Origin of the sequence: Streptomyces sp. URMC 127 (assembly GCF_051386535.1) — a bacterium.
Taxonomy (GTDB): domain Bacteria; phylum Actinomycetota; class Actinomycetes; order Streptomycetales; family Streptomycetaceae; genus Streptomyces.
On record NZ_JBPQTW010000133.1, the window covers coordinates 1 to 18,113 of the forward strand.

Below are 18,113 nucleotides of genomic sequence, written 5' to 3' on the forward strand. Positions count from 1 at the left end.
GCCCGGGCGGGCGGGGGGCGTCAGCCGAGGTGGCCGGTGTCGTTCCAGCGCTCGAGCGCCGGGGCCCCGTAGGCCCAGCCGAGGACGGACAGCGAGGTGGGCTCCAGGCGGATGCGGGAGCCGAAGAAGACGTCCTCGCCCATCCAGCGGGCGGCGATGGTGCGCAGGATGTGGCCGTGGGCGAAGACCAGCACGTCGCGGTCGGCGGAGCGGGCCCACTCGACGACCTCGTCGGCCCGGGCGGAGATCTCGGCGGTGGTCTCGCCGCCGGGGACGCCGTCGCGCCAGATCAGCCAGCCGGGGCGCTGCGCCTTGATCTCGGCGGGGGTCATGCCCTCGTAGGCGCCGTAGTCCCACTCCATGAGGGCGTCCCAGGGGGTGGCCCGGTCGCCGAAGCCGGCCAGCTCGCAGGTCTCGTGGGCGCGCAGCAGGGGGCTGGTGCGGACCTCGACGCCGGGCAGGCCGTCCCAGGGGGCGCGGTGCAGCCGCTCGCCCAGCAGCTTGGCGCCGCGCCGGCCCTCGTCGAGGAGCGGGATGTCCGTGCGGCCGGTGTGCTTGCCGGACAGCGACCACTCGGTCTGTCCGTGGCGGGCCAGCAGGATCCGCGGTGCCATGACGCGCCCCTTCTCAGTCTTCGGTGATTTTTCCAACAGAACTCATCACAGAACGCCGCACCGAACGGAGGTTTTCAAAAGAACGGCGACAGAAACGATCTGCTCGTTCTCCATCATCGCTCACCCGCCGAGTCGCCCGGTTCGCAGTTCTCACACCCGTCACAGGCAACCCCGGCGCCGATTGCAGCGTCTCCCTCGCCGCACCCCTCCGCGCCGCCGGCCGAACAACAGGCGAAGCCGGCGTTTCCGGGAAGCTGCGGGGCGGTGTGCGATCGATGCGACGTACACCGTACGGTGGCATGCGCGCTTGTTGGCCGTCGGAACAAATGGAGAGCGTACGGATGTACCGCACCGCACCGCTTGGGAAGCGGCCGCGCTGGTGGACCGAGCTGCCGCTGATCGCCGTGGTGTACGGGCTGTACTCCATGGGCCGGCTGCTGGTCCGGGGCGACGTGCAGCCCGCCGTCGATCACGGCCTGGCTATTCTCGATCTTGAGAAAACGTTCCGGATAAACTTCGAGCACCCGCTCAACCGGCTGTTCACCGACCACCCGGCCCTCGGCATACCCGCCGACTTCGCCTACGCGTCGCTGCACTATCTCCTCACGCCCGCGCTCCTCGTCTGGCTCTTCCGGCGCCGCCCGGCCGAATACCGCCTCCAGCGCAGCTGGCTGATGATCTCCACCCTGATCGGCCTCGTCGGCTTCACCCTGCTGCCCACCTGCCCGCCCCGGCTCCTCGACGCGGGCGAGGGCTTCGTCGACACGATGGCCCAGTACGGCTCCTACGGCTGGTGGGGCGGCGAAGCGAGCGCCCCCCGCGGCCTCGGCGGGATGACCAACCAGTACGCCGCGATGCCGAGCCTCCACGTCGGCTGGGCCCTGTGGTGCGGCGTCGTCCTCTGGCGCCAGGGGCGCACCCCCTGGGCCAAGGCCGCCGGTGTCGTCTACCCGCTCGCCATCACCCTCGTCGTGATGGGCACCGCCAACCACTACTTCCTCGACGCCCTCGCGGGCGCCGCCGTCATGGTCGCCGGGCTGCTGCTGGCCAAGCCCGCGCTGCGCCTGGTCGACGCTCTCAAGGGCCGCCTGACCGGCGCGGGACGCGAGGAAACCGCCGGGACGCCCGCGAATGTCAGTGGCGGGTGCGAGACTTCGGCGGGTACAGCGCTCGTCCGGGCGGCGGCCTCCGGCTCCGCTGCCGGAGACGGCCGTCCGGGAGCGCCGCAGCGACGTTTCGAGGCGGATGCCAGTGACCAGATCCCCCGACAGCCGGCCCACGGCGCCGCCGGCGACACCCGCACCGGCGGCACTGCGGCAGCGGCTCGCTGAGCTGCGCGGGCCGGGCAGCGCGCAGCGCCCGCTCGACGCCCGCGCCCTCGCGGCCCTCGCCGCCAACCCCGGCTGCCGCCGCCGGGTCCTGCTCGACGGCGCCGGAGTCGACAAGTCCGCCCTGGCCCGGGCCCTCGGCGCGCCGGCCGCCTTCGGGCAGTCGCAGTTCGCGATCGTGCGCGGCCATTCCTTCGAGGCCCGCGCCAAGGCCGACGGCGGCACGGAGCTCGTCCGGCTGCTCCATGAACAGCTGCGCGACGGCACCCCGGCCCCCGGGCCCGGCTCCGTCGACGTGCCCGACCTGACGGCGGGCGGCCCCGAGGGCCGCACCGCCCGGACGGCCCTCGCCCTGCGCGAGGCCACGCCCGCGGGCCGCTGGGCGCTCCTCGACCACCCGCTGCTCGCCCTCCCGGTGGCCGGCGCGCCCGCCTTCCTGGAGCCCGACGCCGTGGTCGTCCACCCCGACGGGACGTGGACGGTCGTCGAGATCAAGTCCTTCCCCGTGATCGACGGCGCGGCCGACCCGGGCAAGGTGGGCGCCGCCGCCCGGCAGGCCGCCGTCTACGCCCTGGCGCTGGAGGAGCTCGCGGCCCGGCTCGGCGACGGGGACCCCGCGCGCGTGCGCCACGAGATCCTGCTGGTCTGCCCGAAGGACTTCGCCAACGTCCCGGTCGCCCGGCTCGTCGACATCCGCAAGCCGCGCGCCACCACCCGCCGCCAGCTCGCCCGGCTCGCCCGGCTGGAGGACATCGCCGCCGGGCTGCCCGCCGGCACCACCTTCGACCTGTGCCTCGCCGACGACGGCAGGACGGCCCGCCGGCCCGCCGAGGAGCTCGCCGCCGCCGTCGAGTCCGTCGAGGCCGCCTACGCACCGGAGTGCCTGGCCGCCTGCGAGCTGGCCTTCCACTGCCGCGCCCGGGCCCGCGCCGAGGGATCGGTGGCCGCCCTCGGCCGGGGGCTGCGCGGGGAGCTCGGGGGGCTGACGACCGTCGAGTCCGTGCTCGCCGCCGCGCTCGGGGAGCCGCCCGGCGAGCACGGCGAGGAGGGGGCTTGCGTCCCCGACCCGGCCGTCGTGGCGCTGCGCCGCGCCGCGGCCCTCCGCGCCGAAGCCCTGGCGCCGCCGCTCGCGGGAAGCGGGGCCGCATGTCTCTGATCACGACGCTCGCCCGCCTCGAAGCCGTACGGGACGGGCGCGCACGGCCCCTGACGACCGTGCGCCACCGGCATCTCGCCGAGCGGCCGATGGTGTTCGTCCCGCTGACCACCGCGGGCGAGGCCGGCGCCCCGCTCGGCGCGCTCCTCGGCACCGACCGCGAGCGGCCCCGGCTGCTGGTCGTGCCGCAGCCCCGCGACCGGGAGCTGCGCTCGGCCTTCCTCGCCGAGCTGGCCGAGGAGATGCTGCCGTACGTCGAGGGGTTCGCCGGGGACGTCACCCTAGAGGAGCGCAAGGAGACCGACCCGGAGACCGGCAAGAAGGCGACGGTCCAGGTGGAGCTGTGCGCAGAGGCGCCGCAGCTGCTGGTGCCGAGCGCGGCGGGCGTCTCGTACGTCCGGCTGCTCGGGCGCTCCATGCGCTTCCGCCGCACCGCGGAGCAGGACCCGGACACGCCCCATCCGGCTCCCCCGCGCGTGCCGCTCCTCGGCCGCTGGCTGACGCACTTCGGCGAGCGCGCCCGGGTGCCCGGCTCGTCGCTGCTGCTGCCGATGACCGGGCTCCTCGGCCGCCACTGGGCCACGGGCCAGAGCCGCCTGGAAGACCAGCACCTGGGCGCGCTGCTCGCCTGGATCGACCCGCCGGAGGGGCTGACGGGCGCGGAGGCGGCGCTGCGGGCGGAGCTCGCGCGGGACGAGGCGGGGCAGCTGCTGCACCCTCCGGCGGGCCCGGCCACCGACCCGGCCTTCGACAACAAGCTCCTGGCTCCCGCCGTCGCGCGCTGCGACGCCGGTCTGCCGGGCGCGGTGGAGGAGCTCCGGGCGCTCCTGGAGACGCAGCTGCGTCCCACGTGGGAGGCGGTCTGGCGCGGCGTCGACCTGCTGCGGGAGCTGCCCGAAGGGCAGCGGGCCGGCGAGCGGTGGAAGCGGGACCGCTGGTCGTACACCGCGCACCGGGACCGCGTCCGGGCCGGCGAGCCGCCGCAGCCGCGGCGCGACGACGCGGTGACGGCCGCCCGCAAGCTCGCGGCGCGGGAGGCGGCCCAGGCTCAGCTGGAGGCCCAGGAGGCGCTGGACGATCCGCTGGTGATGGCGGAGCGGCGGCTTGCGGGCGAGGCGTTCGCGGGGGAGGTCACCGAAGTGGTGATGGAGTACACGGAGGCGAAGGTGCCGCGGCCCAGGCCGCTGGTCACCGTGCGCACGGACGACGGCCCGCAGCTCGCCGAGGGGGCGAAGGTGCACCGCGTCCTGCCGGACGGCAAGGCGCAGCCCGCGGAGTTCGTGGGCCACGTGCCCGGGGATCCGGGGGCGCTGACGGTGCGTCTGACGGGCGGCATGGGGCGGGGCAAGGTGCCCGAGCCGGGTTCGGTGCCGGAGAAGGGGGACCGCGTGTGCTGGACGCTCTTCGAGCACGCCCCGCGCGGCGGCCCGGAGCTGCCCGGTCCCGAGCGGACGCCGTGGACGCACGGCGGGCCGCCCGGCGAGCCGGCGGCCGAACTGCCCGACCCGGTGACCGCGGAGGATCTGCTGTGAGGACGCCCACGGTGTGTGCGGAGAACGCCTCGGGTGCTGTGCCCCCGAGGCGGGGGGCCGGCTGGGATCCGGGCGCGGCCGCCGAGGACGTCACGCGCAGGATCCTCGACGACACCCTGCACAGCCCGGAGCGCGGCGTCGTGGTCGACTCGCCGCCCGGCGCGGGCAAGTCGACGCTCGTCGTGCGGGCCGCGCGGGAGCTGGCCGCGGCGGGCCGCCCGCTGATGGTCGTCGCGCAGACCAACGCCCAGGTCGACGACCTGGTGCTGCGGCTGGCCGCGAAGGACCCCGAGCTGCCGGTGGGGCGGCTGCACAGCAGCGACGCGAGCCCGTACGACCGGGCGCTCGACGCCCTGCCCTCGGTGGTGACCTCCGCGAAGGCGGCGGAGCTGGCGGGGCTGCCGGTCGTGGTGTCCACGGCCGCCAAGTGGGCGCACACGAAGGTCGCCGAGCCGTGGGGCCACGCGATCGTGGACGAGGCCTACCAGATGCGGTCGGACGCCCTGCTCGCCGTGGCCGGGCTCTTCGAGCGGGCGCTGTTCGTCGGCGACCCCGGGCAGCTGGATCCGTTCAGCGTGGTGGGTGCGGACGGCGTCGCCCAGTGGGCCGGGCTGTCGTACGACCCGTCGGCGAGCGCGGTGAGCACGCTGCTCGCCCACAACCCGCGGCTGCCGCAGCACCGGCTGCCGGTGTCCTGGCGGCTGCCCGCGTCCGCCGCGCCGCTGGTGTCGGCCGCCTTCTATCCGTACACGCCCTTCCGCAGCGGCACGGGTCACGGCGACCGCCGGCTGTCCTTCGGCGTCGCGTCGGACGGCTCCGGCCCGGACCGGGTGCTGGACGAGGCGGCCGCGGCCGGCTGGGGCCTGCTGGAGCTCCCCGCCCGGCACACGCCGCGCACGGACCCGGAGGCGGTCGGCGCGGTCGCGCGCGTCGTGCGGCGGCTGCTGGACCGGGGCGGGGTGACGGTCAGCGAGGCGGCGCCGGAGCCGGTGCCGCTCACGGCCGCCCGGATCGCCGTCGGCACGGCCCACCGCGACCAGGCCGCGGCGGTCCGCGCGGCGCTGGCAGGCCTGGGCGTGCAGGGCATCACGGTCGACACGGCGAACCGGCTGCAGGGCCGGGAGTTCGACGTGACGGTCGTCCTCCACCCGCTGTCGGGCCGCCCCGACGCGACGGCCTTCCACCTGGAGACGGGCCGCCTGTGCGTGCTCGCCTCCCGGCACCGGCACGCGTGCATCGTCGTCTGCCGCGCGGGCGTGGACCGCCTCCTGGACGAACACCCGTCGACGGAGCCGGTGCAGCTGGGGGTGACGGTGAAGTTCCCGGACGGCTGGGATGCAATGTTTACCACATGGCTGCACCTCCAAGAGCACCGCGTGGCCTGGCGTCCCTGAGCACAGCGGCGGCCAGCCTCCGCACGTCGCGCCCCAGCGTTCGGACCGCTGTTGGTCATGCGTTGGTCACGTGGCCAACCCTGGTGGACGCCGTTACGGCGCTGGCGCCTGCCCGCCCTCTTGACGCTGCTCAGCCGGGAGAGTGAGGCTCGTGCACGTCTGTGCAACCGACTCGGCAGAGGAGTATCCAATGGCCCTAAAGTTCCTGGGGATCTGGCCCAACACCCCGGACGACGGTTCACCCACGATCTGGCTGGACGACACGACGGGGGACCTGATCATCCAGTCATGGAAGGCGGACCAGCCAACGATTCGTGCAGCTCAGGAAGTGGGGTCGGTCCCTGGCCACTCCACGGACGTGCCGGAGCATGAAACGGTGATCCGGCTGCCCGCGAACATGCTCCAGTTCATCCCCCGTCCGGAGGACGTGGCAAGCATGTGCGACGACGCCAGCAACGAGGACGACAGCGAGGACGACGGTGGCAACAGCGGTACGTGAAGCACTCGCCAAGGCGCAGCGCTCCGCGCTGCACCTGGAGATGCGGGACAGCTACATGCGGGATGACCCCGAGTTCATCCGGTGGCAGCAAGGGCACCGGTACGACCCTGCCGACCGTGAGTCGTGGTGGCGCTCGTGGCTGGACGTGGTGGCCGAGGCGACCGGCCGGGGTGTGGCCATGCGTCGTCTGCGCGTGGTCTCCGAGCCGCTGAGTGACTACGTGCGGTACGAGTACGACGGCACGTTCACGAACGTCGCAGCGGGTGAGGATGTCCGTTGGCTGCCTCGCTCGCGGGCGCGTGATCTACTGCTCCCCGCGCTGGACGGGTGGGTTATAGACGAGGAAACCGTGATCCTGCACCACTTCAGCGGCGACGGACAGTGGACCGGCCCGCGTATGGAGGTTCTGCACGAACCGGCGTTGGCCGCCCAGTACATCAGGGCGTACGAGGCGGCTTGGGAGCGCGCCATTCCTCATGCGGAGTACCGGCCGAGCTGATCGCGCGCTATGGCTGTCTCTGCTTCTTCCAGTGCCCAGCAGGCCCGGCAGGCTCTCGCGGATCGACTCGGGGAGCTTTGCCGGGATGCTGGGCTCACAGGGGCCGAACTCGCTGAGCGCTGCGAGTGGAGCCGGTCCAAGTCGTCCCGGATCATGAACGGTCGTACGCCTCCATCCGCCGACGACATTCGGGCGTGGTGCCGGGCGTGCGAGGCCGAGGACCAGACCGAAGATTTGATTGCCATGCTGCGCACGGCCGAGGGAATGTGGGTTGGCTGGCGGCGCATGGAGCGGGCAGGGCTCAAGCAGGCCCAGGAGGCCCGCCTGCCGCTGTACCAGCGGACCCGTCGTTTCCGTTCTTACTCCTCCTGGCTCGTGCCTGGCATGATCCAGACGCAGCCGTACACGACGGTAGCCTTGCAAGCGATCCAGCGGCGGCGCGGCTTGGTGGACGACGTAGCCGAAGCGGTCGCTGTCCGGATGGAGCGTCAGCGGGTCTTGTACGAGGGTGATCGCCAGTTTGCGTTCCTCGTCGAGGAGTCAGTGTTGCGAGCCGGGATCGGTGGCGCTGAGGTCATGGCCGGACAGCTTGGCCACCTGGTCTCGATTGCCTCACTACCCAATGTCAGCCTGGGAGTTGTCCCCATGACACCGGATCGGGAGCGCTGGCCGGCCGAGGGGTTCTGGATCTATGACGCGGCACAGGTCAACGTCGAGTTGATCTCTGGATACCTCACGATTACACAGCCGAGCGAGATAGCCATGTACGCAGAGACGTTCGCGGAACTGGCAGCGCTGGCGGTCTATGGGGCTCCTGCTCGTGCGCTGATCACATCGGCCCTGGATGCCCTCGGGTAATTGACGTGCAACCTCGTGCAACCGCCTGGTAGTTGAGGTTCCACTGTTTCTAGCGTGGTCGCCATCGGACCACGTGAGGGGACGGCGAGTATGGCGAGCGCGACGCAGGCGAGGAACACCGACGAACGACAGTGGGATGCGCGGCAGTCGGAGTACACGACCTACGCCCCTTCGGGGCACACGTGTCCCAACTGCCGGAAGCCGATCAAGAGCCTTGAGCTGTGCCGCCGCACGACGGTCGAAAGGGCGTCGGCCTCCCCGGCTGTGATCTACCGGCACCACCCGGAGTGCCCGAAGCCCAAGGCCGCGCGGTGACGGCTCCCGCGAGAGTCCAGCGACGCAAGACGGGCCCGTTACCGGACCCTGAGCTGGTGACCCTCGTAGACCTCACACAGGACCCTGACGGCCCGTACGCGGACTCTCCCGAGGGTTGGTGGACGCAATACGGCGGGGCCCTCGACAAGCGTTCCGGGGTGGTCTACATCCCGCAGCACCGGGGCCACGAGCTACCCCGCAAGGTCTACCCCGAGGCAACCGAGGAATGAGGCCCGGCCGCCTGGTGCTGGCTGTTCTGTCCGGCCTCGTTGAGTTCCTGACGTGGGCGGTCGTGGGCTTGGTGCTCACGCTGCCGCTGTAGGTTTCCGCCTCTCCCGTGACCGTGGCGGCGCGGCGCGGTAGGGGCGGAGGACAGAGTGACGCTCCCGACCGGACAAGCCTTGTGCAGGGGCAGGCCGTGCCCCGTCTGAGTTGACGTGCTCAGGCGCTCGCCCCGGTCCGCCCTCGTATGCGGGGTGCTGCCTAGGCGGTGAGGGCGTCCGCTTCGGACCTAGGAAGCCGAAGCACCCGTAAGGCCCCGTCCCTGCCGGGACGCATCCGCAACCATTCCCCCTCGGATTCCCCGGCAGGGGCGGCGTAGCTCCCGCCCCGGTGGATCAAGAACCCTGGACAGGTCGAGTGACACCGGGGCGGGTTGTACGACGGCGCGGGGCGACTCCCCGTGTCGCCTCAGTGTTCGACAGGAAGGAGCGCGTGAGAATGGGTAAGAAGAACGAGGACAACTGGGACCCGCACGCCAACCAGGACCAGCCGACTGATCCCGACACCCGCGTCTCACAGAACGGGGACGTGCACAGCAGCATGGCCGACGACGAGGACCGCGAAGGGAAGTAACGCCCGTGATCCACGGCGAGAACCTGGCGAAAGACCTGCGACGTGATCACGGCTTCATTCACGTCGGACGTACCAGGGACGGTAACGCCGTGGTCATGCGCAAGGGCGAGAAGTGGACCGTGGTCCCCCTTCGCTGGCTCACCGAAGAGGCCGTGGACACCATCAAGGCCAAGGCCGGAATCAGTCTCGTGTGAGTCGCCGCAGCAAAGGAACGCCCCCGCCGATTGGCGGGGGCGTTCTTGGTTTGATTCGACCGTTCAGAGCAGAGCGCGGAACGGGTTGTCGGCAAGCGCGGGAACGGGAGCTGCCGACCGCTTCGCGGGGGCCGGGGTCGAGGCCGGAACGAGGGCGGGACGGTAGGCGTCGAGCTGGACGACCGTGGCTCGCTGCACCTCCCGTTCCGGGGCGGCCGGCATGGGCTCGCGAGAATGGGATACCGGTTCCGTCACGGTTCCGGAATGGTCACCGCGGAGCGTGAAAACGGTGGCCGGCCGACCGGTCTTCCCCGACCGTTCCACGGTGACGACGATTCCGGGCAGTGCCTTGACCTCTTCGGCCGTGGCCCCGACGTACGGGAGGATCTGTGAGGAGGTGGCCCGACCGCCGTGCATCTCGATCCGGGCCCGGACCTTGTCCGCGAGGCTGAGCCGCTGCCGCTTCACCTTCGGGGAGGTAGCTCCCTTGCTGATGCGGACCGCGTCCTGGACGGAGCGGCGTACGAGGGAGAACGCGGCCGACAGCATCTCTTCCGTGATGGACTCGGAGCACTCGGAGGCCGCGAGGCAGGCGGCCACCCTGAGCGTCTGCTCTGCGGTCCGTTCGATGAACACCGCCTGTGCTTCCGGCAGCGTCTCCCCGAGGATGCGGGCGTAGCGCCGTACGATCCGCCACAACGGTCGGGCGTCCTCGGAGAGGGTGATCACGCGGGGTCGGGCGGTGGCCCAGCCGTAGGCGTCGGCCAGCTCGGCGCCGTCCACCTTCGGCAGGGTCACCCGGTCGTCGTCCAGCATCGGGACCGAGCCGAGGAGGAAGGGCAGGATGCGGTTGTACGAGCCTCCGGCCGCTTCCGACTCGCCCACATACTTGGCCCAGTCGGACGGAGTGATGTGGGAGTGCAGCACCAGGGCCGGGTCCCGCACTTCCTGCGCCTCTTCCTTGGTGGTGTTGCGCAGAGTTGCCCCGTCCCACGCAGCGCGGAGTTTGGTGGTGAACGACGGGTCACGCTTGACCCGCTTCAAAACCTCCGTCCACTCCTCTTCCACCACCAGGGCCCGGACATCCCGACCGTGTTCGGTTTCGGCGGTCGCTTCCTGCTGGTCCCAGAGGTGATTGACGAGACTCGCGCCGGACGTGATGCCGGATGTGGTGTGGGTGGCCAGGAAGCGGCCCAGAGACTTGTCCAGGACGTGATGAGCGGCCCGGAGCGCGGTCCCCTTACCGCGTCCCGTTCCGGCCACCAGGGCCGACCACAGCAACACGGGGCGGGCACTGCCACGGGATGACACCTTGACCGTGCCCCCGATCGCGGCCGACCACATCGACAGAACGGCGACGTAGATACCGAGCGGATCGGTTTCCGCAAAGGGAGCGATCTTGCGGACGGCACGGCCGATCGGGCCGTAGAAAACGGGGGTGCTCATGCTGCCTTGACTTCCTGGGAGTTGGTTCGGTTGCGGAGGGAGACGACGGGGCGCCAGCGGCCCCCGTCCTTGGTCTGGTGGGGTTCCTTGGCGGTCTTCCGCAGCAGGGGGAGCACGTCTCCCCCGTCCGCCGGAACGATCACGGCGGTACAGCGGGACACCTTGTTGAACGGGACGTGACGGCGGACAGCGGCGACCGATAGCGGGTCGTCGCTGACGACTCCCGTACGGCTCTTGCCCTTGGGCGTGGTCCAGGTGACCCAGGAACCGGGAGTGCAGTCACCCTTGGACGGCTTGGAGTTGGCCCCGTAGCCCTTGGCGCTCTTCCACACGCTCAGGTCACTGGGCCGGGGGTGACGGCCGCACTCAGCAGCCGTCACCGTGGGCGCGGCACTCAGGCCGCTGCCGCTTTTCCCTGCACAGGCTCCCGGTGGGCCAGCTCGTACGCGTGCCGGACGTTCATAGGGACGCGGCCCTGGACAGGGAGGTTCGGCCACCCGTTCTTTCGGGCCCATGCCCGGATCAGCCGGTTGCGCTCGCGGTCGCTCATGCCCGACCGATCGACCTTGGCAGGCTCGGGAAGCGGGTCACCACCGACCAACTTCCCTGCCCGGACAGCGTCCTTGAACCGGCCCGGAGCACGCACGTCCATGCACGGGATGCCACGCTCGGACGCGTCCCGCAGCTTGGTTGCGTTGCGGTCGCCACCCTCACCCAGGATCAGGAGCACGGTGGACTCATCAGCGCGGCCCACCACCTCATAACCCAGGTTCCGCACAGCCTCACGGGCCGTGTCCCAGTCGTACCCCGGTACCTCACCCGCGATCATCACGGATCGCACAGGATCAGGCTCGTTCGCTTCCTCGCTCACGTCCACGTCGTCCGGCTCGCACTCGGACACGACAGACGACGGCTCAACCACGGGCACAGAATCAGCATCCGGCACGGACTCCGGCTCAGTGGGCACGGCTTCACCCTCGGAGGGTGCCCCCAAGGCATCGCACAGGTAGCGGCCAAAGATGACGTTGTGTTCCAGGCACAGGTCCCAGGAATGCCGCCCCAGTGTCAGGGTGTCCGTCGCTTCTACCTCGGAACCGTCACGCGCTATGTGGGCGTCGCACAGAACCTTTTCAACGGGCATGAGCACGGTCTTACGCATGGCGCGGCAATCCTTTGATTCGGGCTTGGCAGGTGAAGTCTCAGTGAGTGGCCGGAGCGTTGCTCTTACGGCCGTCCGCATTCGTCGTTGCGGTGTGAGATCAATCCTGCCCTTTCCGTATCACGGAACGGTAACGTACAGATAACTGAAGCATTACTCTAGTGAATGCAATGGTGGGGGTAATAGGTAATTGAAAAGAAATAGGACCCACCGGGGGTGCCTTCCTCCGACCACGTTTGCCAATCAAATTTTCGCAGCCAGGAACGGGGCCCTTCCGGGCCCCGGCTCTCACTCCCGGTTCAGCCTCTCGTACAACTCCTGATCCGATTCCGAATCGGCCAGTGAGTCAGCCCGTGCGGTATCGCAATGGGTGCAGTGGCACGAGGTGTTCCCGCCCGTCGAGCAGTAGGGGATGACGAACCCCTGGCACTCGGGCCCGTGGTCATGGGGGCCAGGGTTCGGAGGGCAACGGCGCTGGCAGTCCTCCCAGTCCCAACGGGTGCGATAGCCGTAACGGTCCCTGCTCCGTGGCCCACCGTGGCCACCGGTGCGGCCAGCGAGGGCGGCGCGCTTACTCATCGGCGATCACCCATCCCAGCGTCTTCATTCCCTTTGGAGTCAGCCCGAGCGATTCCGAAAGGTGTCGGTATTCCATGTGCTGAGTATTGCTTGCGGTTCCGGCGAGAATGGCTGACCAGTAGACGACCAGGGCGGCTACAACGTGCTCGGTTGAGTCGTCCCACATGTACGCCTGAGACGTGGACCAGAGGTCGTCCCAGAGGGCTCGTTCGGCGTCCGTCCAGTCCCTTCCTGCGGGCATTTCGGGTGCGGGAAGGTCATGTTGCAGGGGCAGCACGATTTGATCCCGGAAACGGGAGTGTGGCGAATTGGGGTTGCGCATCCTAGGCAATGGTTCCTCCGGTTCTGGCGACGGTGGCCGGCACTCTGGGCCGAGAACGGAACGGGCCCCCGCCCATCGGCAGGGGCCCGAACTAATTCAGGGTCAGGCCGCGGTGACCCATTCCACGGCGGCCTTCACGATTCCCTTGGTCGGCTTGGACTCATCAAAGGTGTTGTCCGCCTTCTTGGTGTCCAGCTCCGGGTACCGCACGATCTTGCCGCCGTACAGGTGGAGGGTGTCGATGTAGTCGGCGCGGTACTTCTCCGACTGGCCCTCACGGAACCCAGTGAACTGGCTTGCATAGGTGGCGAAGTCCTTGTGTCCGGCCACGATGTCCACGCCCTTGGGCATGGCCGTGGTGGTCAGGATGGTGAAGCCCGCCAGCTTGGCCACAACGCCGTTCGCGGTCACGCCGCCCTCGCCGTACGCGGCAGCGTTGGCAACGGCCGGATGTTCGATCAGGTACCGCTTTACGCGGGGCGAGACGACCACGTAACGGCCCGCCGGGATGTCGTTATCGTCCAGGGCCAGCATCATGTCCAGGATGGCGCTGTAGAGCGCCTGCGGGGCATTCTCGGCCGTGGCCTTGACCGTGGGGAGAGCCGTGGCGCTGTTCGCGATCACCTTGCCCATGAAGGTGTCGGCCTCGCGGGCAAGGGAGCGGATCATCTGCTGATTGATCGGGGAGTCCAGGCCCCCGGCGAGCTGGACCCGCTCCGCGTCCTCTATGAGTACCTGGAGGTACTTGGCCTCAGTAATGGGGAGCTTCTGATCAACGGTCTCCGGACGCTGGGCCGTCATGCCGTCCGCGATGGTGTAGTTGCCCACGGTCGGCCGCAGAAGCGAGTTGATGTGGACTACGTCGCCCTGCTTCCGGATGTCGCCCTCGTACTTGTTGTTGGCGACGATCGGGGAAGCCCACACCAGCAGCGGGTCAAAGGCAACGAGGAGTTCGGCATCCCAGATCTCCGGGACGAAGGTATGGGTGGCGGGGTTCTGGTAGGCAAAGGTCATATGGGTACTCCTGGTTAGCGCTTACGGATGTCGAGGGAAACGCGGCGGGCGGGTACGCGGTCGCCGTCACGGTGGAAGCCAGCGCCGACGAGGTGGGGGAACTGCGGCTGCTGTGCCGCCGCGAACGGGGCCAGAGCCTTACCGATGGCCTCGGCCGAAGGGGTGCCGTCCTCACCGAGGAGCTTGGAAGCATCCAGGTAATCGGTGAAGTCGTCGCCCAGCTTGATACCGGCCTGGGCTGCCTGGGCCCTGAGTTCCGCATGGACGAGCTTGGCCGCGTACTCGCGCTGCACCTCCGCCCGGACCGTGTCCGAACCGTCGGCCGGCACCGGGGCCGGAGAATGGGAATCAGTCTGGGGGTCGCTCACAGGCGACACCTCCTTAACTAGTCATTTGGTTTCATGCAGCCGGGGCATATCCGTCGGCCAGCAGGGCGGCTACAGCCTCCGCCGTGCGGCGCTCCTCGGTGTCCTCGTTCTTGACGAGATTCAGCAGCGAAGTGCACAGGTGACGCGAGGCGACAACGAGCGTGCGGAGGCTCGGCGAAGTGGCGCCGCTCTCCCACCTGCGGATGGTGGAGGGGGCAACGGTCATTTCCTCGGCCAGATCCTCGACGGACAGGCCCAGGGCGATACGACGGGCGGCGAAAGCGTGGCGGTCGAACATTGGCAGCTCCATTCGGTTCCATGCGGAAGTGCACGGTGGTAGGCATGAAAAAGACCCCGGCCTGATGAGGGCCGGGGTCTAGCGCCTATGACCGAGAGGAGTTCCCGAAAAAATCCTCTCACTATATATGTACGTGTCATTTCGAGCACTTCGGGACGGTCATGCACTGAAATGAGATACAGATCACAGGCCGCGGGGGCGGAACAACGGTCCGTCTGCCTGGGCTGGGTCCGGTATCAGGTCAGGCCCCCTCAAGGGGCCTGGACTGTGAGGTATGAATGGGAGAGGGCCCCGACAAAGGGGCCCTACTCACTACCTACTATTACCTACGCTCTATGAGCTACGTACTACCAACTAAGTCCCCGGCACAGCGGGAAAATGCAAGGGTTCCGCAGCTTGGGTGCGCGTGCATCCCACCAACTCCCACGGAGCTGGCCCACCGAAGGGGTCGTTCGAGTCCGGGCACGCCCCATCCGGGTGCATCGAACAAGCCTCGCCCGTTCCGTTTACGGAGGGCTGAGCCGGCCGTGACTCCCCATCTACCGACGTCGCCTTCTTCCTCGGCCTGCTGGGCTTCGTGTCGGGCACCGTGACCACTTCACCGCGAACGGCCCCGGCCAACGTCGGATAGTCGTCCAGGACGGCGACAGGAGCCGACAGCAACAGGTACGCAGCCCGGCCCTTCTTGCCGTGCTGGGTGAAGAAGCCGAACCGCGTCAACGTCTCCCGGCACTGCTTCCCCGGCAGGTCCCTGGTGTTGTATCCCAACATCTGCGAAATCGTCGTATCGCCGGTGAACATCGCTCCGGTGCGCCCGTTGACGCAGCGGAGTTGCACCAGAGCCCACAGCAGATGTTCGCGGCCGAAGTCAGGGGCCTCCCTCGCCAGCAGGCCCCCCGGCCCGAAAGAGTCGAGCAGGGCTCGGCTCCATTCCTCCTTGACGTCATACGTTGCGGACAGCAGTTGACGGGGGTAAACGGGATTCGCCATGAAGCTCCTCTCAATCAAATGCGGGGCCCGGACAGCGCCGGGCCCCGCGATGGTTCGTCGGTGTCTAGTAAGCGTCCTGGTGCTTTTCCCGCTTCAGCTCTTCCAGGTCGGTTATCTCTTGGATCAGCTCATCCATCATGCCGAGGAAAGCGGCGTACGCCCCGCGCTCGTACTCTTCACCGTCGCTGGATGTCCAGGCTCCTTGTAGCGCGTCACTCGCTCGTGCTTGAAGGTCCTTCGGTGTGATCAGTCCAATGGCAAGCCCGAGCTTAGGGCTGCCTACGATGAACATTCGGAACCCAGCCTTACGAAGGAAAGATCCGCGCTCCTTCCAATCGGCCATCTGGTTCCACTTCGCGCGGTACGTCTGGCCAGTGCTCGTCTCCTCCCAGCGGCCGGGGATGAAGGGTTCCTTTTGCAGAGTTGCCAGGTTCGTGGCGTGACGCTCAAGCGTCGCAGTGAGCGCCGTAACAGCGGCAGCGGAAGAAGCTTGGGCGATGGCCTGGGAAAGGTTTTCCATGGCCGCCTCCAGTTCCTTAATCTGCCCCCTGTTGTCCTTCCCAGGGATGTACGAACGCTCTGTTATGTGCTGGTCCCCGAACTTCGACAGGAACGTTTCCTCAACCGCCGTGTAGATCTCCTCTTGCGGCCACGACGCAGAGAACTGACACGCCTTACCGTTGGACCAGGACGAACAGCGGAAATACTTGTGCTTCCTCGTCTCCCCTGACCGCAGCGTCACGAGCGAGCTGTTCTCGTACCACTTCATTCCGCAAGGGCAGTACAAGACTCCCGTCATGGGGGCCGCGTTGGACTTGATCCCCGCCCGGTACTTCCCCAGTTCGGCAACGGCAATCTGTAGTTTGTCGAACTCGTCATCCGTGAGGATTGGGTCAGCCCATCGGACAGGAAGTCCATCCCTCAGCAGCGGTTCGCCCTTGTGCATGGCCACACCCTTGAGCGTGGGCTTTTTCAGCATCTTGCCGAGAGTGGACGTGCTCCACTTGGTCCCCTTGATGGTCGTCTTGACGCCCACCTTCTTCTCTGCGGCGTTAACGCTCCGCTGGTAGTCCTGAGAGGTCAGAACCCCGCGCGGGCAGTCACACTGTGGCTCCTTGCTGGCTTGCTCCACGCAATCCGCGACGTGCCGGGGACGAGAGTTCCAGTCGGTGCAGAGCCGCCCCATAGACCACCCCTGCTCCGCGATCCGCTCGTACGCCTCCCGGATGAGTGGCCCTGTCACCGGGTCGATGACCAGCTTGAAACGCTGCTTGCCGTGGTGATCGACCATGGCCGGCCGATAGCCGAAGGGCCAGGTGCCCCCGCCCCAGAGGCTGGCGTCCCGGTAGTACTGCGTCTGGTTCCGACGCTTCTTGACGATGGCCTCGCGGTACTCCTGCGCCTGGGTCGCCTTGATGTAGGCGATCATCCGGCCCGTGGGCGTGTGGATGTCCAGGCTGGGGTCATCGAGACAAACGATCTCCTTGCCGCCCTTGTGGCAGCGCTCCGCGAACCTGTCCCAGTGGTGCTGATCCCGAGTGATCCGGTCCAGCGACGTGACCATGATCGCGTCCCACTCGTGCCAGAGCGGGTCTTTCATCCACCGGCCCAGCTTCGGCCGGTCGTCCAAGTTGACCGCGCCCGAGACACACACGTCCTCGACCTCACCGGCGATGACGAAGCGGCCCTCGTCCGCCGCCCGGTCCAGCTCCTCTCCCTGTCGCAACAGGGCGGAGCTGTCCTCGGTGTCCCGGCTGATGCGCCGGACCTTGAGGACCCGCATACCGGGCAAGAGTCGTGCACTGGACATAGCCTCACCTTCCGTTACCGGAGCCCTGGGGTCCAAATTTGGTGATCTTGTTTTCCCAGGGGTGGGAAGCGAACCATGCGGTGCTGGCGCACTTGAACGAGCACCGGGTGCGGTGGCGCCCGTGAGACCGGGTGCGGCCCGCCACGGCGCTCAGCCGAAACGCGCCTGCCCGGCGAAGAAAGGCGGCCTGCCGCAGAGCGACCGGTGCCGTCACCGCCGGGGCCCCGCCCCGGCGGGCGGGGCGCCCTTGCGGCGCGCAGGACAATGGAGGGCGGTGCAGACGATCCTGGAGGTATGTACATGTCCGAGCCGCAGTCGGCTCCCGACGCCGGCCCGAGCGACCGGCCGCGTCGTCTGAAGCCCGCGCAGCTGCTCTTCGAGCCCCCGGAGGCGGTCGCCGACCCCGAGCACTTCTTCGATCTGGAGTCGATCGAGGATCCCCGGGAGCTGCTGGCCCGCTCCACGGAGCTCGCGCTGGCCTTCCGGGCCGCCGCCGACCGGGCGACCGAGTTCCAGGCGGTGGCGGCGGCGCAGCTCGCCGACCCCCGGCGCTTCGACCGGCTGTCGACGGCCGTGATCGCCGAGCGCGCCGAGTGGAGCGAGGACTACGCGAAGAAGATGGTCGAATTCGGCCGTGACCTGCTGCGCGGCGGCGGGACCGGCGAGTGACCGGCACGCCCTGAGGCGCGCCGCACCCCGGCCCGGGGTCCCTCGTACCCCGGCACGCCCCCGGCGCACCCGGGCGCACCCCGAAACGCCGTTGGCATATGCGGCGCGCAAAATAGCGCACCGCGCCCCGCCCTGTCCCGACTTCCGCAACTACGCGAATGCGCGGCGCGCGCACCGCTGAGCATGGGCGCCATGACCTCTCGGCAGCACGACC

21 protein-coding genes are annotated in these 18,113 nt (G+C 69.1%); 11 read left to right on the plus strand and 10 right to left on the minus strand.

The annotated features are described in order from the left end of the window. Positions 1-20: 20 nt before the first annotated feature. Positions 21-614, minus strand: a complete 594-nt coding sequence (locus ACSNOH_RS23370) for a histidine phosphatase family protein (protein WP_436723387.1) — start codon at positions 612-614, stop codon at positions 21-23. A 341-nt stretch (positions 615-955) separates the two neighbouring features. Here ACSNOH_RS23370 and ACSNOH_RS23375 point away from each other — a divergent pair, with 341 nt between their 5' ends. From ACSNOH_RS23375 to ACSNOH_RS23420, 10 genes are all read left to right on the plus strand, one after another. Further along, positions 956-1,945, plus strand: coding sequence for a phosphatase PAP2 family protein (locus ACSNOH_RS23375; protein ID WP_436723388.1), 990 nt, complete (start codon positions 956-958; stop codon positions 1,943-1,945). Continuing rightward, entirely contained in the window at positions 1,860-3,098 is a 1,239-nt protein-coding gene (locus ACSNOH_RS23380) for a hypothetical protein (RefSeq protein ID WP_436723389.1), read from the plus strand. Before ACSNOH_RS23375 ends, ACSNOH_RS23380 begins: the two co-directional genes overlap by 86 nt. After that, positions 3,089-4,630, plus strand: coding sequence for a hypothetical protein (locus ACSNOH_RS23385; RefSeq protein WP_436723390.1), 1,542 nt, complete (start codon positions 3,089-3,091; stop codon positions 4,628-4,630). The genes ACSNOH_RS23380 and ACSNOH_RS23385 overlap by 10 nt, the downstream gene beginning before the upstream one ends. Positions 4,631-4,668: 38 nt before the next feature. Further along, positions 4,669-6,024, plus strand: a complete 1,356-nt coding sequence (locus ACSNOH_RS23390; protein ID WP_436723405.1) for an AAA domain-containing protein — start codon at positions 4,669-4,671, stop codon at positions 6,022-6,024. Between the two features lie 190 nt (positions 6,025-6,214). Continuing rightward, positions 6,215-6,523, plus strand: coding sequence for a hypothetical protein (locus ACSNOH_RS23395; protein ID WP_436723391.1), 309 nt, complete (start codon positions 6,215-6,217; stop codon positions 6,521-6,523). Then, positions 6,504-7,022: a DUF6879 family protein gene (locus ACSNOH_RS23400; protein WP_436723392.1), complete on the plus strand. Its 519-nt coding sequence runs from the start codon at positions 6,504-6,506 to the stop codon at positions 7,020-7,022. Before ACSNOH_RS23395 ends, ACSNOH_RS23400 begins: the two co-directional genes overlap by 20 nt. Positions 7,023-7,031: 9 nt before the next feature. Beyond that, the gene (locus ACSNOH_RS23405) at positions 7,032-7,880 is read left to right on the plus strand and encodes a helix-turn-helix domain-containing protein (protein ID WP_436723393.1); all 849 of its coding nucleotides are present in this window, start codon (positions 7,032-7,034) and stop codon (positions 7,878-7,880) included. Between the two features lie 371 nt (positions 7,881-8,251). Next, positions 8,252-8,425, plus strand: a complete 174-nt coding sequence (locus ACSNOH_RS23410) for a hypothetical protein (RefSeq protein ID WP_436723394.1) — start codon at positions 8,252-8,254, stop codon at positions 8,423-8,425. 490 nt (positions 8,426-8,915) lie between these two features. Continuing rightward, positions 8,916-9,050 carry a hypothetical protein gene (locus tag ACSNOH_RS23415; RefSeq protein WP_436723395.1) on the plus strand — a complete coding sequence of 45 codons (135 nt, stop codon included), beginning with the start codon at positions 8,916-8,918 and terminating at the stop codon, positions 9,048-9,050. Positions 9,051-9,055: 5 nt separating this feature from the next. Further along, positions 9,056-9,244 (plus strand): hypothetical protein, encoded by a 189-nt coding sequence (locus ACSNOH_RS23420; protein WP_436723396.1) that lies wholly within the window; start codon positions 9,056-9,058, stop codon positions 9,242-9,244. 63 nt (positions 9,245-9,307) lie between these two features. Here ACSNOH_RS23420 and ACSNOH_RS23425 read toward each other — a convergent pair whose 3' ends face one another. The 9 genes from ACSNOH_RS23425 to ACSNOH_RS23465 form a co-directional block, all read right to left on the minus strand. Continuing rightward, the gene (locus ACSNOH_RS23425; RefSeq protein ID WP_436723397.1) at positions 9,308-10,690 is read right to left on the minus strand and encodes a DUF3987 domain-containing protein; all 1,383 of its coding nucleotides are present in this window, start codon (positions 10,688-10,690) and stop codon (positions 9,308-9,310) included. Continuing rightward, positions 10,687-11,022, minus strand: coding sequence for a hypothetical protein (locus ACSNOH_RS23430; RefSeq protein WP_436723398.1), 336 nt, complete (start codon positions 11,020-11,022; stop codon positions 10,687-10,689). The genes ACSNOH_RS23425 and ACSNOH_RS23430 overlap by 4 nt, the downstream gene beginning before the upstream one ends. Positions 11,023-11,084: 62 nt before the next feature. After that, on the minus strand, positions 11,085-11,849 hold the full coding sequence (locus tag ACSNOH_RS23435; RefSeq protein ID WP_436723399.1) for an Lsr2 family DNA-binding protein: 765 nt from the start codon (positions 11,847-11,849) through the stop codon (positions 11,085-11,087). Positions 11,850-12,420: 571 nt separating this feature from the next. Next, positions 12,421-12,750 (minus strand): hypothetical protein, encoded by a 330-nt coding sequence (locus ACSNOH_RS23440; protein ID WP_398303647.1) that lies wholly within the window; start codon positions 12,748-12,750, stop codon positions 12,421-12,423. Between the two features lie 102 nt (positions 12,751-12,852). Further along, positions 12,853-13,764, minus strand: coding sequence for a hypothetical protein (locus ACSNOH_RS23445; RefSeq protein ID WP_436723400.1), 912 nt, complete (start codon positions 13,762-13,764; stop codon positions 12,853-12,855). A gap of 14 nt (positions 13,765-13,778) precedes the next feature. Continuing rightward, entirely contained in the window at positions 13,779-14,132 is a 354-nt protein-coding gene (locus tag ACSNOH_RS23450) for a hypothetical protein (RefSeq protein WP_436723401.1), read from the minus strand. A 31-nt stretch (positions 14,133-14,163) separates the two neighbouring features. After that, the gene (locus ACSNOH_RS23455; protein ID WP_436723402.1) at positions 14,164-14,430 is read right to left on the minus strand and encodes a helix-turn-helix domain-containing protein; all 267 of its coding nucleotides are present in this window, start codon (positions 14,428-14,430) and stop codon (positions 14,164-14,166) included. A 354-nt stretch (positions 14,431-14,784) separates the two neighbouring features. Further along, positions 14,785-15,420: a hypothetical protein gene (locus tag ACSNOH_RS23460; protein ID WP_436723403.1), complete on the minus strand. Its 636-nt coding sequence runs from the start codon at positions 15,418-15,420 to the stop codon at positions 14,785-14,787. Between the two features lie 64 nt (positions 15,421-15,484). After that, on the minus strand, positions 15,485-17,230 hold the full coding sequence (locus ACSNOH_RS23465) for a recombinase family protein (protein WP_436723404.1): 1,746 nt from the start codon (positions 17,228-17,230) through the stop codon (positions 15,485-15,487). Positions 17,231-17,530: 300 nt separating this feature from the next. Here ACSNOH_RS23465 and ACSNOH_RS23470 point away from each other — a divergent pair, with 300 nt between their 5' ends. After that, positions 17,531-17,899: a hypothetical protein gene (locus tag ACSNOH_RS23470; RefSeq protein WP_030369746.1), complete on the plus strand. Its 369-nt coding sequence runs from the start codon at positions 17,531-17,533 to the stop codon at positions 17,897-17,899. The last annotated feature ends 214 nt before the right edge of the window (positions 17,900-18,113 follow it).

Excerpts from the sequence above, each read along its gene's own strand:
- ACSNOH_RS23370 (WP_436723387.1), bottom strand. The coding sequence starts at position 614 with ATGGCACCGCGGATCCTGCTGGCCCGCCACGGACAGACCGAGTGGTCG.
- ACSNOH_RS23375 (WP_436723388.1), top strand. The coding sequence starts at position 956 with ATGTACCGCACCGCACCGCTTGGGAAGCGGCCGCGCTGGTGGACCGAG.
- ACSNOH_RS23380 (WP_436723389.1), top strand. The coding sequence starts at position 1,860 with ATGCCAGTGACCAGATCCCCCGACAGCCGGCCCACGGCGCCGCCGGCG.
- ACSNOH_RS23385 (WP_436723390.1), top strand. The coding sequence starts at position 3,089 with ATGTCTCTGATCACGACGCTCGCCCGCCTCGAAGCCGTACGGGACGGG.
- ACSNOH_RS23395 (WP_436723391.1), top strand. The coding sequence starts at position 6,215 with ATGGCCCTAAAGTTCCTGGGGATCTGGCCCAACACCCCGGACGACGGT.
- ACSNOH_RS23405 (WP_436723393.1), top strand. The coding sequence starts at position 7,032 with ATGGCTGTCTCTGCTTCTTCCAGTGCCCAGCAGGCCCGGCAGGCTCTC.
- ACSNOH_RS23415 (WP_436723395.1), top strand. The coding sequence starts at position 8,916 with ATGGGTAAGAAGAACGAGGACAACTGGGACCCGCACGCCAACCAGGAC.
- ACSNOH_RS23425 (WP_436723397.1), bottom strand. The coding sequence starts at position 10,690 with ATGAGCACCCCCGTTTTCTACGGCCCGATCGGCCGTGCCGTCCGCAAG.
- ACSNOH_RS23435 (WP_436723399.1), bottom strand. The coding sequence starts at position 11,849 with ATGCGTAAGACCGTGCTCATGCCCGTTGAAAAGGTTCTGTGCGACGCC.
- ACSNOH_RS23440 (WP_398303647.1), bottom strand. The coding sequence starts at position 12,750 with ATGCGCAACCCCAATTCGCCACACTCCCGTTTCCGGGATCAAATCGTG.
- ACSNOH_RS23445 (WP_436723400.1), bottom strand. The coding sequence starts at position 13,764 with ATGACCTTTGCCTACCAGAACCCCGCCACCCATACCTTCGTCCCGGAG.
- ACSNOH_RS23455 (WP_436723402.1), bottom strand. The coding sequence starts at position 14,430 with ATGTTCGACCGCCACGCTTTCGCCGCCCGTCGTATCGCCCTGGGCCTG.
- ACSNOH_RS23460 (WP_436723403.1), bottom strand. The coding sequence starts at position 15,420 with ATGGCGAATCCCGTTTACCCCCGTCAACTGCTGTCCGCAACGTATGAC.
- ACSNOH_RS23465 (WP_436723404.1), bottom strand. The coding sequence starts at position 17,230 with ATGTCCAGTGCACGACTCTTGCCCGGTATGCGGGTCCTCAAGGTCCGG.
- ACSNOH_RS23470 (WP_030369746.1), top strand. The coding sequence starts at position 17,531 with ATGTCCGAGCCGCAGTCGGCTCCCGACGCCGGCCCGAGCGACCGGCCG.